Raw genomic sequence first — 15,571 nt, forward strand, 5'->3', positions numbered from 1 at the left:
GCCGCCGGTGCGCGGGGGCGCCGCGCGGGCGCGGGACCTCCCGGCTCCGGGGAAGGGCGCCACGGGGGCATCTCGTACGACCGTACGGCCCACCGGCCGGTCCTCGGAGTTCCGCGCGGATCGGCCCCGCAGCCGCCGGTGCGCGGGGGCGCCGCGCGGGCGCGGGACCTCCCGGCTCCGGGGAAGGGCGCCACGGGGGCATCTCGTACGACCGTACGGCCCACCGGCGCCATGCGGACGGTCTGTCCGGCGACCTCGCCGAGCACCATCAGCTCATGACGCCTGCGGAAGCGCTCGACGCTGATGCCGTAGACCTGCGCGGCGCGCTTGCGGCGGTCGGCGGCCGGCCGGTCGCGGGTGCCCTGGGCGAGCCCGAGGCCGTACTCGGCGGCCTCCTGGAACGTGCCGCCGCCGATGCGGGAGACCGCGAGCCGCAGCAGCCGCTCGACGGCCGGGAAGCGCGGTGCCCCTGGGGCCGCCGCCCCCAGGCCGTCCGATATCGCGGCGAGCGCCGGCACCCGGGGCTTCCGCAGCCGGGGCTCCCGCAGCCGGACGATCCCGGCCCGCCGCACGATCCCGGCCCGCCGCACTCCCCTCACCTCCGCGAGGACCGCCCCGTGGTCGGGCAGTTGAGTGTGCGGCATGGCGCGGAGAGTCACACCGCGCGCGCAGGCAACACAAGCCCGCTCCGACCCTCGGCTTCCCATTGCCGTCCGCCGGGGTCCGGTCGGACTGGGGTCGCGGGCGAGCGCCCTTTTGGGCTAACTCGCGGTAGGCAAAAGGTTCTTGACGAGAAATCACCCATGCCCCACCGGGTGAAGGCAGCCCATCTTGACGCTTACATGCCAGAAGCAGAAGCTCGGGGGGCGACGCACCGCACACACCGGCACACAGCAACGTCGACATGAACACCCCCACCTCCGAATCCCCAGGAGAATTCATGCGACTCCGTACGCGTACGCGCGGCACCGCCAGACGCTCGGCGGGCCTCGCGGCCCTCCTCGCGATGGCCCTGGCCGCGCCGCTCACCGCCCACGCCACCGCGTCCCCGGCGCCCACGCCCCGCGAACGCGCCGACGTGGCCGCCGACGAGGCCACCACCCAGTACGAGATCCACGGCCCGGCCACCCCCGCCGCGCGCACCGCCATCGCCGCGACCGGGGTCGCCATCGACGAGGTGCGCGAGCACACCGTCGTGGTCAGCGCGGACGCGGCTCAGGCGAAGAACCTGCGCACGCTCGGGTACGCGCTCAAGGCGCTGCCCGGACCGCCCAACCGCTCGAACGGCGTGCAGGCCCAGCCCTTCGACTTCCCGCCGGCGGACTCGAAGTACCACAACTACGCCGAGGCGACGACGGAGATCGACCAGCGCCTCGCCCAGTACCCCTCGATCATGAGCAAGCGCGTGATCGGCAAGTCGTACCAGGGCCGGGACATCGTCGCGATCAAGGTCAGCGACAACGTGGCGACGGACGAGAACGAGCCGGAGGTGCTGTTCACCTTCCACCAGCACGCCCGGGAGCACCTGACGGTGGAGATGGCGCTGTACCTGCTGCGCGAGTTCGGGGCCGGGTACGGCACGGACTCGCGGATCACCAACATGGTGAACAACCGCGAGATCTGGATCGTGCCGGACCTCAACCCGGACGGCGGCGAGTACGACATCGCGACGGGCTCCTACCGCTCGTGGCGCAAGAACCGCCAGCCCAACTCCGGTTCCTCGTACGTCGGTACGGACCTGAACCGCAACTGGAACTACAAGTGGGGCTGCTGCGGCGGCTCCTCCTCCAGCAAGGGCTCCGAGACGTACCGCGGCTCGGCCGCCGAGTCCGCACCCGAGGTGAAGGTCGTCTCCGACTTCGCCCGCAGCCGGGTGGTGGGCGGCAAGCAGCAGATCAAGGCGGGGATCGACTTCCACACGTACAGCGAGCTGGTGCTGTGGCCGTTCGGCTACACGTACAACGACACGGCGCCGGGCCTGACGAAGGACGACCACGACGCGTACGCCGCGGTCGGCGGCAAGATGGCGGCGTCCAACGGGTATACGCCGGAGCAGTCCAGCGACCTGTACATCACGGACGGCACGATCGACGACTTCCTCTGGGGCACGCAGAAGATCTTCGACTTCACGTTCGAGATGTACCCGGGTGAGTCGGGCGCGGGTGGCGGGTTCTACCCGCCGGACGAGGTCATCGAGCGGGAGACCTCGCGGAACAAGGACGCGGTGTTGCAGTTGCTCGAAAACGCCGACTGCATGTACCGGTCGATCGGCAAGGAGCAGCAGTACTGCACGGGTTGACATGCGGAGTGCTCCGCCTGGCGGGGTGGTTTCCCCCACCCCGCCCCTCCCGGCAGTGCCGCAGCCCCGGCCGGCGGTCCGTCCGGGGCTGCTTCGGTGTTGCCGGGACTAGTGGGTGGTGAGGTTCCCTGTGGTCACGCCTGTGATGAACGCGGACCATGAGGCGACCGGGAAGACCAGCGCGGGACCTGAGGGGCGCTTGCTGTCACGTACGGGGACTACGTCGGGGATACCGGGGGCCACCTCGACGCAGTCGCCGCCGTTGCTTCCGCTGTAGGTGCTCTTGATCCATGTCGCCGCGCTGAGACCGTGCCTGTCCATGGTGCCCGTACCCTTCCATCGCTTCGCTGATCAGAGCGGCAGAGTCACGGACGGACGGAGCGTCCGCCCTGAGCACATCATAGGTCTGGGCATGTCTAGCGAATACTGACGGATCGTCGTTGAAATGGCCACGGTCCAGTGACTCCGAGTAGACCCAATCATGCCCGTCCGGCAGCGTGATCAGCGACATGGACGTGTCGGGGCACACGAGATCGGGGCGGTCCGCCGGGGCGACTTGGATACGGATGTTGGGCCGCTGTCCCACCTCCAACAGGTGGGCGCACTGCCCGTGCATGACCGCGTCGCCTCCGATGGCGTTACGGATCGTGCTTTCGTCCAGCACCGCGAGGAGGAGGGGTCCGTCCTGGCTCAGGAACCGTTGTTGTCGGCTGAGCCTTGCCCGGGTGCGTTCCTCGACGAGGTCGCGGTCCTTGCCTGCTGCCACGCGAGAGAACAGCGCCCGTGCGTACTCTTCGGTCTGTAACAGGCCGGGGATCACGTGGGTTCCGAAGGCGCGGAGGGCCACAGCTTCGGCGTCCATGTCCGCGCGGCGCTGGAACCAGTCGGGGTGTTCGACTTCTGGGTACCAGTCGATGCGGGCCCACAGGTGCAGGAGAGTGCCGCCCGTCTTCAGCACGATGTCGCAGGTGTCCGCGAACGTGTCTTGCGGGACCCGGGTACCGGCTTCGACACGGGCCACCAGGGACCGGTCACAGGGAATCCGCTTGGCCAGTCCTTCCTGGGTGAGCCCGGCCGACTCCCGTAGGTGTTTCAGCAGCTCACCGAAGACGGCCCCCGTGGTGGTGGCCTTCCCTCCGGCTGCGTTTCGGCGACTCATCGGCCATTCCTCCGCGTGACAGAACTCCACTGGAACGCGTGACGCGTTGTGATCGTACGCCACCGAGCGCAACCATTGTGGAACAGACGGTAATTGAGTCCGTGTGACGTACGCGAAGGGGCGCAGCGCGATGAATGACCGGACTACCCCGCAGGCCCCGGCGGCTGCTCGGACGGCGGAACTGGAGTCGCTGATAACGGCGGGGGAGTTCTGGCGTCTGGCGCCGGAGTGGTGGCCGCCGGTCTTCGAGGCCCGGCCGTCCCTGGAGTCGCTGCGGGCGATGGAGGCGGGGTTGCTGCGGAGGCTGGAGTCAGCTCCCGGAGGCGCCGTATTCCTACTGGAGGAGGGTTCATGAGACCGGTGATGCTGGAACAAACCGTGCTGGGCAACGACGTCCTGCTCGGTGATCTCATCGCGGTGGGCGGCATCCGCCACCAGGTGACGAACATCCGACAAGTGCGTGGGCTGCGCCGGTGCCTGGAGTTCAGCGATGGCAACGTGTACGTGGTGGGCAACACCACCGCCATCGCAGTCAGCCGCGCCGCCGTGCCGCCCGGACGCCGTATCCCCCGCTCACCGCTGTTTCGCTGAGTTTTCTTGCCTCCATGGCGACCGATTCGGGGGCGGGGAAGAAGGGTCGCACCGCACCGCCGCCCGGGGGGGCGGGGGCGGAGCCGCAGATGTCACAGCGGGAAGGGGTGGGGTGGGTGGGGCGGAGTGGGGCTCAAATCACCAAGCTCAGCAGCCCCGCCACCCCGAACCCCGCCACGGACAGCACCGTCTCCAGCACCGTCCACGACTTCAACGTGTCCCGTTCCGTGATGCCGAAGTACTTCGACACCATCCAGAAACCCCCGTCGTTGACATGGGACGCGAAGATCGAGCCGGCCGAGATCGCCATGATGATGAGGGCGAGATGGGCCTGGGAGTAGGCCGCGCCCTCGACCAGGGGCACCACGATGCCCGCCGTCGTGACGATCGCGACCGTCGCCGAGCCCTGGGCGACCCGCAGGGCCACCGAGATCAGCCAGGCCAGCACGATGACCGGCAGGCCGACGTCGTGGAAGGTCTTCGCCAGCGCGTCCGCGATCCCGGACGCCTTCAGGACCGCGCCGAAGACTCCGCCCGCGCCCACCACCAGCAGGATGTTGCCGACCGGCTTGAGGGAGGCCGTCGACACCGTCTCCAGGGATCTGCGGGACCAGCCGCGCCGGATGCCGAGCAGGTAGTAGGCGAGGACGAGCGCGATCGTCAGGGCCACGAACGGGTTGCCGAAGAACTCGATCACCGAGCGGCCACGGGACGGATCAAGGGCGATGGACGAGAACGTCGCCGACAGGATCAGGAGCAGCGGCGTTCCGATGATCGCCAGGACCGTCGCCAGCGCAACCGGCTTCTCCTGCGGAGCGACCCCCGCCGCCGACTGCTCCGCCGCCACCGCCGCCCTCGCCTCCTCGGCCGCCTCCACCATGTCCTGCGGCACCTCGACGAAGATCCGCTTGCCGATCCACGCGGCGTACGCCCAGGCCGCCAGCACCGACGGGAGGCCGACGACCGCGCCCATCAGGATCACCCAGCCGAGCGAGACGTGGAAGAGCCCGGCGGCGGCCACCGGGCCGGGGTGCGGGGGCAGGAAGGCGTGGGTCATGGAGAGGCCGGCCAGGAGCGGCATGGCGTACAGGAGGATCGACTTGCCGGAGCGTCTGGCCGCCGCGTACACGATCGGCGCCAGGACGAAGATGCCGACGTCGAAGAAGACCGGGATGCCGAAGACCAGGCCGGTCAGGCCCATCGCGAGGGGGGCGCGCTCCTCCCCGAACAGGGCCAGCAGCCGGGCGCTCAACACCTGTGCGCCGCCGCTGACTTCGAGGATCGCGCCCAGCATCGTACCGAGCCCGATGATGATCGCGACGTGTCCGAGGATGCCGCCCATGCCGGACTCGACCGTCGAGACGGCGGCGGACTTCTGGACCGTGCCGAAGAGTTCGGTGACGGAGAGCCCGGCCCCGAGGCCGACGGCTATGGAGACGGCGAGCAGCGCCACGAACGGCTGGAGCCTGACCTTGATGATCAGGTAGAGGAGGAGGGCGATGCCCAGGGCGGCGACGGTCAGCAGACCGGTCGTGCCGCCGATGAGGGGGAGGATCCCGCCGGTGTGCGGCGGAGGCGGCGGGGGTGTGGTGGCGAGCGGGAACGACATGCGGGGGCTCCGTTGGCTGGCAGGGCTGTTCCAGGACGTGGGGGACCGCGGGGCGGCGCGCCGGCGGTCCGGGGCGCCGCTCCGTGCGGCCTGTGGAGCGGTCGTACTAAGGGCATGGGGAGGTCAGTTACGAAGGTGAGTGACGGAGGTCAGTTGTCGAGTACCGCCAGCGCGTCGATCTCGATCAGCAGGCCCTTGGGCAGGCCCACGTACACGGTCGTACGCGCCGAGGCGGGGGCCTTCAGGCCCTGCTCATCGAAGTAGGCGTTGTAGATCTCGTTCATCTCGGCGAAGTGGCCGACGTCGGTGAGGTAGACGCGCGTCATCATCACGTCGTCCCAGGTGGCGCCGCCCTCCTCCAGGATCGCCTTGACGTTGGCGAAGGTCTGGAGGGTCTGCTCGCGCAGGGTGGGGCCTGCGGTCGTGGGCGGCTTGCCCTCCTCGGCGGGCAGGAACCCGACCTGCCCGGCGACCTGGAGGATGTTGCCCTTGCGCACGCCGTGCGAGAACCTGGCGGGCGGGGTGGTGTGGGTGGCGGGGGTGAGAGCGACCTTCTCGGTCATGAACTGCCTTCCTTGTCAGGGATATCAGGGGTGTCGGCGAGGTTGCCGGAGTACTCCCGGCTGATGGCGTCCGCGGTGCGGCGCACCAGCGGGAGGAGGCCGAGGAGTTCCTCGGCGGTGACGACGACGTTGGGGGCGGAGACGGACATCGCGGCGACGACGCGGCCGTCGGTGCCGCGTACGGGCGCGCCCACGCAGTTGATGGACTCCTCGTGGCCGCCGAGGTCGGTGGCCCAGCCCTGTTCGCGTACGGTCGCGAGCTCCTTGAGGAACGCGGGGGCGTTCGGTGTCGAACGGGACGTGTACATGGGGTAGTCGAGCTTGTCGGCGACCGCGCGGCGCTCGGTGTCGGGCAGGTCGGCGAGGAGCAGCTTGGCGACGGCGGCGACGGTGATGGCGACGGGCTTGCCGACCCGGGAGTACATCCGCACCGGATAGCGGCTCTCGACCTTGTCGATGTACAGCACCTCGCCGTCCTCGTACACGGCGAGGTGGACGGTGTGCCCGATCCGCTCGTTGAGCGCGACGAGATGGGGGTGCGCGATCTCCCGTACGTCGAGGTTCTCGACGGCCTCCTGGGCGAGCGCGAAGAGGCGGGCGCCGAGGCGGTAGCGCTGGTCCTCCTGGCGGTAGACGAGGCCGTGCTCGTGCAGGGTGCGCAGCAGCCGCAGGGCGGTCGACTTGTGCACCCCGAGCCGCTCGGCCACCTGCCCGAGGTCGGCGGGGCCCTGCGCGAGCAGCGGCAGGATGCTCAGCGCGCGGTCGACGGTCTGGCTCATGGCGTACGTACCTCCTGCTCCTCCCCCGTCCACCCGGGGCCGAGACGAAGTCTCCCCCAGGCGTCGTCGTCCAGGGCGGCAAGCCGGTCGGCGTGCGCCCGGGACGGCGGGGCCGTGTGGTCACCGGGCACGGTGAGCACGGCGGCGGCCATGAGGTGCCCGTGGCGGGCCCGCTCCCGTGCGGGCAGCCCTCGCAGGGTGCCGTGCAGGAACCCGGCGGCGAAGGCGTCACCGGCGCCGGTGGGCGCGATGACGCGGACGCGGGGTGCGGGGACGACGGTTCCCGTTCGACCGGGTTGCTCGCGCTGCTCAATGGGCCCGGAGGGCCCTCCCAGGGGCGCGGGGAACTGCGCGCCCAGCCCAGCACGGTCCGCGGCCGAAGAGCGCCCTCGGAGAGTTTCGGGAAGGGGCGGGGTGGGGGATTCAAACACGGTCACCCCCCGCGCGCCCCGCTTGACCACCACCACCCCCACCTCCGGCAGAGCCGCCCGCACCGCGTCCGCGCCCCGCACCCCCCACGCCTCCTCCGCCTCGTCCTCCCCCACGAACACCACGTCCGCCCCCCGCGCCAGCTCCAGCGACACACGGGGATCAGCTCCCGAACGCCACAGTTCTGACCGGTGGTTGACGTCGAACGACACCAGCGGGCGCCCGGGCCGACGCTCCAGCAGAGAGCACATCAGCGCCAGGCAGTCCGCGGAGAGCGCGGCCGTGATGCCGGACAGGTGCAGCACCCGCCCCGCCCACACCTCACCCGGCGGCACCGTCCCCGGCGACATCGCGGACGCCGCCGACCCGGACCGGTAGTAGACGACCTCGTGCGTCCCGGCGGCCCGGTCGTCGGCGGTGCGGAAGTAGACGCCGGTGGGCCGCCGGGGGTCGCGGCGCACCCCCGAGGTGTCCACGCCGTACGCGCCCACCGCCTCGACCAGGTGGTCCCCGAAGCCGTCCGCCCCCACCCGGCTGACCCACTTCACCGCGTGCCCGGCGGCCGCCAGCGCGCACGCCACGTTGGACTCGGCGCCGCCGGTCCCCCGGGCGAAGGACGGCACGTCGGCGAGGCGCCCGGGCCGGGACGGCAGGAAGGTGACCATGGACTCTCCGAGACAGACGACATCCACATCCACCACGCGCCCTCGCTCCTCGCACCGTCGAACCGGCGAACCGGTGCACCATTGACCCGGCGTTGGGCCGGATGTTAGACAGCAGTACGCGATACACGCAACGGGCGTTGCACATGCTGCAACGCATCACGGAGGCTTCCATGGGGTTCCTGGCAGGACTGGCCGAAGAGCGCGTCGACCACCGCTTCAAGGGGCTGCCCCCGGACGCCGACGGCCTGACCGTCGGCGAGCTGGCGGCCCAGCGCCGGAACCTGTTCACGGACGGCTTCACCACCCCCGTGCTCGCCCTCTCCGCCGAGCGCCTGGAGCACAACCTCGCGCTGATGGAGACCTACGCGACCCGGCACGGCCTCGCCTTCGCCCCGCACGGCAAGACCACGATGGCCCCCGAGCTCTTCGCCCGCCAGCTCGACCACGGCGCCTGGGGCATCACCCTGGCCGTGCCCCACCAGGTGCGCGTAGCCCGCGCGTTCGGCACCCCGCGGATCTTCCTCGCCAACGAGCTGGTGGACGCGGCGGCCCTGAAGTGGATCGCCGGGGAGCTGGCGCGGGACGCCGACTTCCGGTTCATCTGTTACGTGGACTCGGTGCGCGGGGTCGAGCTGATGGACGCGGCGCTCGCCGGCGCGGTCCGCCCGGTGGACGTCGTCGTCGAGCTGGGCGCGGGCGACGGCGCCCGCACCGGTGCCCGTACCGAGGCCGACTGCACGGCGGTCGCCGACGCGGTGGCCGCCACCCGCACCCTGCGCCTGGTGGGCGTGGCGGGTTACGAGGCCGAGGTCCCCGGGGCCGCTCCGGAGCGGGTCGCGGCCTGGCTGCGCAGGCTGACCGCGCTGGCCTCGGAGTTCGACAAGGCGGGCCGCTTCTCGGCGACGGGACTCGACGAGATCGTGGTCAGCGCGGGCGGCAGCGCCTGGTTCGACGCGGTGGCCGACGTCTTCGCCGAGATCCCCGAACTGTCCCTTCCCGTATTGAAGTTGCTGCGCTCGGGCGCGTACGTCTCGCACGACGACGGCCAGTACCGACGGGTCACGCCTTTCAACCGCATCCCGGAAGAGGGCGCCCTGCACCCCGCCTTCCGCCTGTGGGCGCAGGTCGTCTCCCGGCCCAGCCCCGACCAGGCGTTCGTGAACGCGGGCAAGCGGGACGCGGCGTACGACCTCGACCTGCCCGAGGCGCAGGTGGTGCGCGGGGCGCGGGACGGGGTCCAGCGCCCCGCGACCGGCATCGAGGTCACCGCACTCTCCGACCAGCACGCCTGGCTGCGCACCGCCCCGGACGTGGAGCTGGAGGTCGGCGACTGGGTGGGCCTGGGCCTCTCCCACCCGTGCACCAGTTTCGACAAGTGGCCGCTGATCCCCCTGGTGGAGGCGGACGGCACGGTGACGGACTACATCCGGACGTACTTCTGAGCCTGCGGGCCGTGGTGGGTTGCTCGCGCAGTTCCCCGCGCCCCTGACCACCCAGGGGCGCGGGGACTGCGCGACCAGCCACACACGGCCCGCAGACGAAGCCCCCGGCCACCCACCAGAGGGCTTTCGGGAAGGGGCGGGGTGGGGGATCCGCCCGTGACCTCAGCGACCGCGAACGGAAACCGGCTCATGGACCTCGTCATCCGCGACACCCTCGTCATAGACGGCACCGGCGCCCCCGGCCACCGCGCCGACGTCGGCATCCACGACGGCCGAATCGCGGCGATCCACCCCGAGTACACCCCCCGCCTCACGGGGGCCCGCACCCTGAACGCCCGAGGCCTAGCCCTGGCCCCCGGCTTCATCGACATGCACGCCCACTCCGACCTGGCCCTCCTCCGCGACCCGGACCACAGCGCCAAGGCCGCCCAGGGCGTCACCCTGGAGGTCCTGGGCCAGGACGGCCTCTCGTACGCGCCCGTGGACGACCGCACCCTCACCCAGGTCCGCAAGGCGATCACCGGCTGGAACGGCGACGGCTCGGACATCGACTTCACCTGGCACAGCGTGGGCGGCTACCTCGACCGCCTGGACCACGGCTTCGACGGGAACGGCATCGCGGTCAACGCCGCCTACCTGATCCCCCAGGGCACGGTCCGGATGTACGCCATGGGCTGGGAGGACCGCGAGGCCACATCCCAAGAGCTCGACCGCATGCGGCAGTTGGTGACCGAGGGGCTCGAACAGGGCGCGGTCGGGATGTCGTCCGGGCTCACGTACACCCCCGGCATGTACGCCCCGGACGCGGAGCTCACCGAGCTCTGCAAGGTCGTGGCCCGGTACGGCGGCTACTACTGCCCCCACCACCGCTCGTACGGCGCGGGCGCCCTGCGCGCGTACGAGGAGATGGTGGAGCTCACCCGCGCGGCCGGCTGCGCGCTGCACCTGGCCCACGCCACGATGAACTTCGGCGTGAACGAGGGAAGGGCGCCGGAGCTCCTCGCCCTCCTGGACCGAGCACTCGAAACCGGTTCCGACATCACGCTCGACACCTATCCGTACACCCCGGGCTGTACGACGCTCGCCGCGATGCTGCCGAGCTGGGCGGGCGAGGGCGGCCCCGGGACGGTCCTGGCGCGGCTGCGGGACGACGCGACGGCCGAGCGGATCCGCCACGACATGGAGGTCGTGGGGGCGGACGGCTGCCACGGCGTCCCCATCGACTGGGAGACGATCGAGATCTCGGGGGTGAGCGATCCGGCCCTGGCGTCCCGGGTGGGCCGGACGGTCGCCGAGTCGGCCCGCGCGCGCGGCGAGGCGCCCTGGACGGCCGCCCGCCGCCTCCTGATCGACGACGGCCTCGGCTCGACGATCCTCCAGCACGTGGGCCACGAGGAGAACGTGCGGGAGATCATGCGCCACCGCGTCCACACCGGCGGCAGCGACGGCATCCTCCAGGGCGACAAGCCCCACCCGCGCGCCTACGGCACGTTCCCGCACTTTCTGGGCCACTACGCCCGCGACCTGGGCGTCCTCCCCCTGGAGGAGATGGTCGCCCATCTGACCTCGCGCCCGGCGGCCCGCCTGCGGCTCCCGGACCGGGGCCTGATCAAGGAGGGCTACCGCGCGGACGTCGTCCTGTTCGACCCGGAGACGGTCGCGGCGGGTTCCACCTTCGAGCGGCCCCGGACCCTGCCCACCGGCATCCCGTACGTCCTGATCGACGGGAAGTTCGTCATCGAGGACGGACGGCGCACGGACGTGCTCGCGGGGCGGGCGGTCCGCAGGACGCCCACCCCGTCCTCACGCTGACGCCTCGTCAGAACGCGTGTACGTTACGGGCGTTGTCCCAGATCATGTCCGCCGACGGGCCGCATGGGGTCGGAGATCCCGTCCCCGTTGACGTCACCGGTGGCCAGTACCGGGGCGTCCGCGGGCCAGGCGCACGGCAGCTTGGCGCGCCCGCCGAAGGTGCCCCGGCCGTTGCCCGGGTACAGCCACAGGTTCCGGGACCCGTCGCGGGCCATCAGGTCCGCCTTGCCGTCGCCGTTGAGGTCGCCGGGCGAGGCGAGCTGGTTCGGGTATGCGCGAACGCGTGGAAAAGTCAGCGGATCATAGCCGTCCTCCGGTGATCAGTTCGAACCAGACCGTCTTGCCCGTCCCGTACGGGCGCGGGTTGGCGCCCCACGCGTCCGACAGCGCCTCGACCAGCGCGAGCCCGCGCCCCGACCCGTCGTCCGGCCCCGCCGGTCTCGGGCACGGCAGCGCCACGTTCGCGTCGATCACCTCGACGCGGAAGATGTCCCCGCCGAGCACGCATCGGGCGACGACTGCTTGGCCGAGCGGTACGTGTGCGTGCCGGACGGCGTTGGTCATCAGCTCGCTGAGCAGGAGGACGGCGGTTTCGGTCAGCTCGTCGGGGACCTTCCAGGCGCGCGCCTGCTCCGCCAGGAGCGCTCGCGCGTGGCCGACGCTGCGGGGAGTGCGCGGAAGCGGCCACTCAACGTCCTTCGGACGGGGGGAAGTTCTGCAATCCATGGCTCATACGGTGCTGGGCCGGGCATAGCCTCAGGGAGTATCAAAGTGGGTACTTTCCCCGCTGTACCCGCGAGGTACCCGGAGGGGCGGGTTTCGATGACCGAGGCGCAATCACAACCGCCGATGGCGTGGCGCTACTGCGGTGATCAGGTCAAACTCTGGCGCGAGAGCGCGGGGGTGTCCCGCGAAGACCTGTGCAAGGAAACGAACTACCACTACGAGTACGTCAAGTCGATGGAGAACGGTCGCCGCAAGCCGACTTTGCGACTGCTGACCGTTGCCGACCAAATGTGCGGTGCACAAGGGAAGTTGCTGGCTGCAAACCGCTACCTGAAGCCGGAGCCGTATCCAGCACGGTCGCAGGAGTACATGCTGGTCGAGGCGGAGGCGATCGCCCTCAACTTCTACGCTCCGCTCCTGATTCCTGGCCTGCTACAGACCGAGGAGTACGCCCGGACGCTGATCAGCGAGAGCTACCCGCCGCTCGACGACGAAACCGTCGATGCCCGAGTAAAGGCTCGGCTCGCACGACAGGAGGCGTTCACTCGAAGGCCGACCACCGCGTTCGGCTTCGTGGTGTACGAGGCTGCGCTACGCACCATGACGGGCGGACGGGAAGTCATGCGCCGCCAGCTGCACCGCTTGGTGGAGGTCGGCGCATTGCGCAACGTGTCACTTCAGGTTCTGCGGGTTGGCCGATGCGGCGGACTCGCTCTCAACGGGTCCTTCGTCCTGCTCGAAACCGTCGACCACGAGCACCTCACTTACATCGAGGCGCCCGAGACGAGCGCGCTGTACTCCGATCCCGCCAAGGTCAGCGAACTGAGCCAGTCCCATGGCATGATCCGCATGCAAGCTCTTGGGGTCGAGGATTCAGCGCAGTTCATCAAGAAGTTGGCGGAGGAACTATGAGCGAGCAACTCACCTGGTTCAAGTCCAGCTACAGCGACTCCCAGGGCGGCGAATGCATCGAAGTCGCCCTCGACTGGCACAAGTCCAGCTACAGCGACTCCCAGGGCAGCAACTGCGTCGAAATCGCCACCTGCCCCCACACCGTTCACGTCCGGGACTCCAAGCTCGGCGGGGACAGCCCGACGTTTACTGTCCCCGCCGCCGCCTGGGCTCAGTTCACGGCCGGGATCGCCGGGCGCAGGTAGCCGAACACCGTGTCCGCCGCGGCCCGGTCGTCGACCTGGACGCGGCCCGCGCGTACCGCCGCGTCGAAGTTCGCGGCGAAGTCCGGCCCCGGGGCGAGGAGTTGGTCCAGCGCGTCACGCGTCAGCGTGATCGTGGCCTGCGGCTTGTCCACGCCGGGGGGCATGGTGTCGCCCCGGGTGTCGGTGTAGACGAGGACGCCGTCGCGCAGCACCGTGACGCCCGACTGCCCGGTGTTGGTGAAGGTCCACAACAGGACGATGGGGTAGCGCAGTTCGGCGGCGCGAGGGCCGTCGAGGCGGGCTGCCACGGCCGCGAAGTACTGGGCGGGGTTGGCGTAGCGGACCAGGTCGGCGACGACGGGGCGGGAGCCGGGCGGCTGCGGGCCGGGGCGCAGGTCGCGGGCGGCGGTCAGATAGGCGTTGCGCAGCGGGCCGTACTCGGCGAGGTAGCCGAGCTGGGTCAGGGCCAGCGCCTGGAGCGAGGTGGCGGCCTCCAGGACCGCGGGCGACACCGCCGCCGGGTCGCAGGCGGCGGCCACCACGTGGTCGAGGAGCTCGACGACGCGCTCGTACCGGGGCGTCTGGGCGTCGTACTCCTCGCGCGCGGCGGCGAGCACCGCCTCGGCGCCGCCCAGGGCCACCACGTACCGCTTGGCGGTCGTGGCGGAGGCGGGGGTCGCGGCGACCGCGTCGGTGGCGGCGACGAACTCGTGGCCGAGCAGCCGCAGCCAGGTCTGGCGGGCGGCCTGGGTGGCGGTGCCGACGTACCCGGCGGCGTAGAAGGGCCGGTTCGAGGGCTGGGTCTGGCGCCTGACCCAGGCGTCCCGGCGCGCGGCGAGCCGGGCGGAGACGGCCTTGTCGCCCCAGCCGGGCCACTCGTACGCCCCGGCCACGATCTCCGCGACCCCGCCGAAGGCCTTCAGCGTCTCGTCGAGGTGGCGGGCGCGTACGTCCCCGAGGCCGCCGAGCAGGCCGGGGGCGGTCAGATAGAGCACCTTGCGGTCGGGGAGGTAGACGTTCATCTCCGCCGGTGACTGGAGGCCCGCGGCGGGCTGGAGGACCAGGCGGACGCCGTCGGCCTCGACCTCCCCGGAGAGCTGGTGGGTCGGCGGTACGAGGGTGGCCTCGCCCGCCGAGACGGTGAGCCCCGGGCCGCTGTCGATCAGCCCGTACGGCCCCGCTTCCAGGCGCGTGCCGTACGTGTGGTCCACCAGGCACGCCGTGGCCAGGCCCTCCACCACATGGCGGCGGACCGCGTCGTCGAGGAAGCCGTCGGGCGCGTACACCGCGAGGTCCTCGGGGACGGCGTCGCCACGCTCCGCGAACAGGCCGCGCGAGCCGCCGAAGTGGTCGACGCAGCTCGCGGTGTAGACGATCGCCTTGACCGGCCGGCGGTCGTCGGTGGTCGCGCGGTAGAGCCGCAGGGCGTACTGCGCGGTCTCGTACGAGCCGAGGGGGTCGATCACGATCAGTCCGGTGCGGCCCTCGACGATCGTCATGTTGGCCAGGTCGTAGCCGCGGACCTGGTAGACGCCGCCGTCCTCGGCGCGGGTGACCAGGTAGAGGCCCGCCATCGCGTTCATCCGGCCCTGCCGCCATACGCGCGCGTTGACGGAGGGCGGGATCTCGTCCTCGTCGCGCAGGAAGCCGAACCGGCCGAAGTCCCAGGCCGCCGTCCTGCCGTCGCGCGCCGGGATCACGGACACGTCCGGCCGCGCGAGCAGCCCCTGCGAGGAGTTACGGAAGTCCGAGGCGTCGGAGGGGACGCCCTGCGCGGCGGGGCGGTTGCTGCGGACGACGAACGGGGTCGGTTCGGTCGATTCGGCCGGTTCGGCCGGTTCGGTCGGTTCGGTCGGTTCGGTCGGTTCGGTCGGTTCGGTCGGTTCGGTCGGTTCGACGGGCTCGGGGTGGGCGGCGGCGTTGCGGCCGTTGGTCATGGTTCTGCCTCCTCAGGGCTGCGCGGGCATGCGGAGCCGCACGGGTGCGGTGCGGTGCGGGAACGTAACTCCGCACGGCCCGGGCGGGAAGGGCGTGGGCGACGGTCTTGGCCGAGAATGTCCCGTTCTGAACCGGCCATATCCCCTGCGGGGCGTGCGCCCACTCGGACCGGCATTCATCTGCGGACCGGTGGGGGCTGGTCGCACAGTTCCCCGCGCCCCTTTTCGGCCCGGGGTTCGTCTGCGGGTTGTCGCTGGCTGAGCGCGCAGTTCCCCGCGCCCCTTCTTGGCCCGGGGTTCGTCTGCAGGTCGTGGTCGGCTGGTCGCGCAGTTCCCCGCGCCCCTTACAGGGGCGCCCCGAAGGGGCGCGTTTTTAGGGGCGCGGGGAACTGCGCGCTCAGCC

The 15,571-nt window shown here is 71.1% G+C and carries 16 protein-coding genes and 1 pseudogene; 7 read left to right on the top strand and 10 right to left on the bottom strand.

Going from position 1 to position 15,571, the window contains the following annotated elements:
• Positions 1-644, bottom strand: a pseudogene (locus tag ACFWA7_RS30140) (hypothetical protein); the annotation flags it as partial.
• A gap of 296 nt (positions 645-940) precedes the next feature.
• On the opposite strand from ACFWA7_RS30140, the gene ACFWA7_RS30145 reads away from it, so the two are divergent.
• Positions 941-2,299, top strand: a complete 1,359-nt coding sequence (locus ACFWA7_RS30145; RefSeq protein ID WP_385826234.1) for a M14 family metallopeptidase — start codon at positions 941-943, stop codon at positions 2,297-2,299.
• Positions 2,300-2,407: 108 nt separating this feature from the next.
• Here the strand turns inward: ACFWA7_RS30145 and ACFWA7_RS30150 are convergent, their stop codons facing one another.
• Positions 2,408-2,542 (bottom strand): DUF397 domain-containing protein, encoded by a 135-nt coding sequence (locus ACFWA7_RS30150; protein WP_385544381.1) that lies wholly within the window; start codon positions 2,540-2,542, stop codon positions 2,408-2,410.
• Positions 2,505-3,458: a Scr1 family TA system antitoxin-like transcriptional regulator gene (locus tag ACFWA7_RS30155; protein ID WP_385544384.1), complete on the bottom strand. Its 954-nt coding sequence runs from the start codon at positions 3,456-3,458 to the stop codon at positions 2,505-2,507. Before ACFWA7_RS30155 ends, ACFWA7_RS30150 begins: the two co-directional genes overlap by 38 nt.
• A gap of 130 nt (positions 3,459-3,588) precedes the next feature.
• Between ACFWA7_RS30155 and ACFWA7_RS30160 the strand changes: the two genes are divergently transcribed.
• Both ACFWA7_RS30160 and ACFWA7_RS30165 read left to right on the top strand, forming a co-directional pair.
• Positions 3,589-3,813 (top strand): hypothetical protein, encoded by a 225-nt coding sequence (locus ACFWA7_RS30160; RefSeq protein WP_385826236.1) that lies wholly within the window; start codon positions 3,589-3,591, stop codon positions 3,811-3,813.
• Entirely contained in the window at positions 3,810-4,049 is a 240-nt protein-coding gene (locus tag ACFWA7_RS30165; RefSeq protein ID WP_385544387.1) for a hypothetical protein, read from the top strand. Before ACFWA7_RS30160 ends, ACFWA7_RS30165 begins: the two co-directional genes overlap by 4 nt.
• A gap of 133 nt (positions 4,050-4,182) precedes the next feature.
• Here the strand turns inward: ACFWA7_RS30165 and ACFWA7_RS30170 are convergent, their stop codons facing one another.
• From ACFWA7_RS30170 to ACFWA7_RS30185, 4 genes are all read right to left on the bottom strand, one after another.
• The gene (locus tag ACFWA7_RS30170; protein WP_385826238.1) at positions 4,183-5,658 is read right to left on the bottom strand and encodes a GntP family permease; all 1,476 of its coding nucleotides are present in this window, start codon (positions 5,656-5,658) and stop codon (positions 4,183-4,185) included.
• A 149-nt stretch (positions 5,659-5,807) separates the two neighbouring features.
• Complete coding sequence (locus tag ACFWA7_RS30175) at positions 5,808-6,221, bottom strand: RidA family protein (RefSeq protein WP_385544392.1); 414 nt, start codon at positions 6,219-6,221, stop codon at positions 5,808-5,810.
• Positions 6,218-7,000 (bottom strand): IclR family transcriptional regulator, encoded by a 783-nt coding sequence (locus ACFWA7_RS30180; RefSeq protein ID WP_385826240.1) that lies wholly within the window; start codon positions 6,998-7,000, stop codon positions 6,218-6,220. Before ACFWA7_RS30180 ends, ACFWA7_RS30175 begins: the two co-directional genes overlap by 4 nt.
• Positions 6,997-8,094 (bottom strand): sugar kinase, encoded by a 1,098-nt coding sequence (locus ACFWA7_RS30185; protein ID WP_385826252.1) that lies wholly within the window; start codon positions 8,092-8,094, stop codon positions 6,997-6,999. The genes ACFWA7_RS30180 and ACFWA7_RS30185 overlap by 4 nt, the downstream gene beginning before the upstream one ends.
• A gap of 170 nt (positions 8,095-8,264) precedes the next feature.
• Here ACFWA7_RS30185 and ACFWA7_RS30190 point away from each other — a divergent pair, with 170 nt between their 5' ends.
• Both ACFWA7_RS30190 and ACFWA7_RS30195 read left to right on the top strand, forming a co-directional pair.
• The gene (locus tag ACFWA7_RS30190; protein ID WP_385826242.1) at positions 8,265-9,536 is read left to right on the top strand and encodes an amino acid deaminase; all 1,272 of its coding nucleotides are present in this window, start codon (positions 8,265-8,267) and stop codon (positions 9,534-9,536) included.
• Positions 9,537-9,725: 189 nt separating this feature from the next.
• Positions 9,726-11,348: an amidohydrolase family protein gene (locus ACFWA7_RS30195; RefSeq protein WP_385826254.1), complete on the top strand. Its 1,623-nt coding sequence runs from the start codon at positions 9,726-9,728 to the stop codon at positions 11,346-11,348.
• Between the two features lie 23 nt (positions 11,349-11,371).
• Here the strand turns inward: ACFWA7_RS30195 and ACFWA7_RS30200 are convergent, their stop codons facing one another.
• Positions 11,372-11,644: an FG-GAP repeat domain-containing protein gene (locus ACFWA7_RS30200; protein WP_385826256.1), complete on the bottom strand. Its 273-nt coding sequence runs from the start codon at positions 11,642-11,644 to the stop codon at positions 11,372-11,374.
• Between the two features lie 4 nt (positions 11,645-11,648).
• On the bottom strand, positions 11,649-12,074 hold the full coding sequence (locus ACFWA7_RS30205; RefSeq protein ID WP_385826244.1) for an ATP-binding protein: 426 nt from the start codon (positions 12,072-12,074) through the stop codon (positions 11,649-11,651).
• A gap of 96 nt (positions 12,075-12,170) precedes the next feature.
• On the opposite strand from ACFWA7_RS30205, the gene ACFWA7_RS30210 reads away from it, so the two are divergent.
• On the top strand, positions 12,171-12,986 hold the full coding sequence (locus tag ACFWA7_RS30210; protein ID WP_385826246.1) for a helix-turn-helix domain-containing protein: 816 nt from the start codon (positions 12,171-12,173) through the stop codon (positions 12,984-12,986).
• A complete protein-coding gene (locus ACFWA7_RS30215) occupies positions 12,983-13,231 on the top strand; it encodes a DUF397 domain-containing protein (protein WP_385826248.1) in 249 nt (82 codons plus the stop codon). Before ACFWA7_RS30210 ends, ACFWA7_RS30215 begins: the two co-directional genes overlap by 4 nt.
• Here the strand turns inward: ACFWA7_RS30215 and ACFWA7_RS30220 are convergent.
• Positions 13,198-15,168, bottom strand: coding sequence for an alkyl sulfatase dimerization domain-containing protein (locus ACFWA7_RS30220; protein ID WP_385826250.1), 1,971 nt, complete (start codon positions 15,166-15,168; stop codon positions 13,198-13,200). The two genes, ACFWA7_RS30215 and ACFWA7_RS30220, sit on opposite strands and share 34 nt — an antisense overlap.
• Between the last annotated feature and the right edge of the window lie 403 nt (positions 15,169-15,571).

Origin of the sequence: Streptomyces sp. NPDC059994 (assembly GCF_042737755.1) — a bacterium.
In the GTDB taxonomy this organism is placed as follows: domain Bacteria; phylum Actinomycetota; class Actinomycetes; order Streptomycetales; family Streptomycetaceae; genus Streptomyces.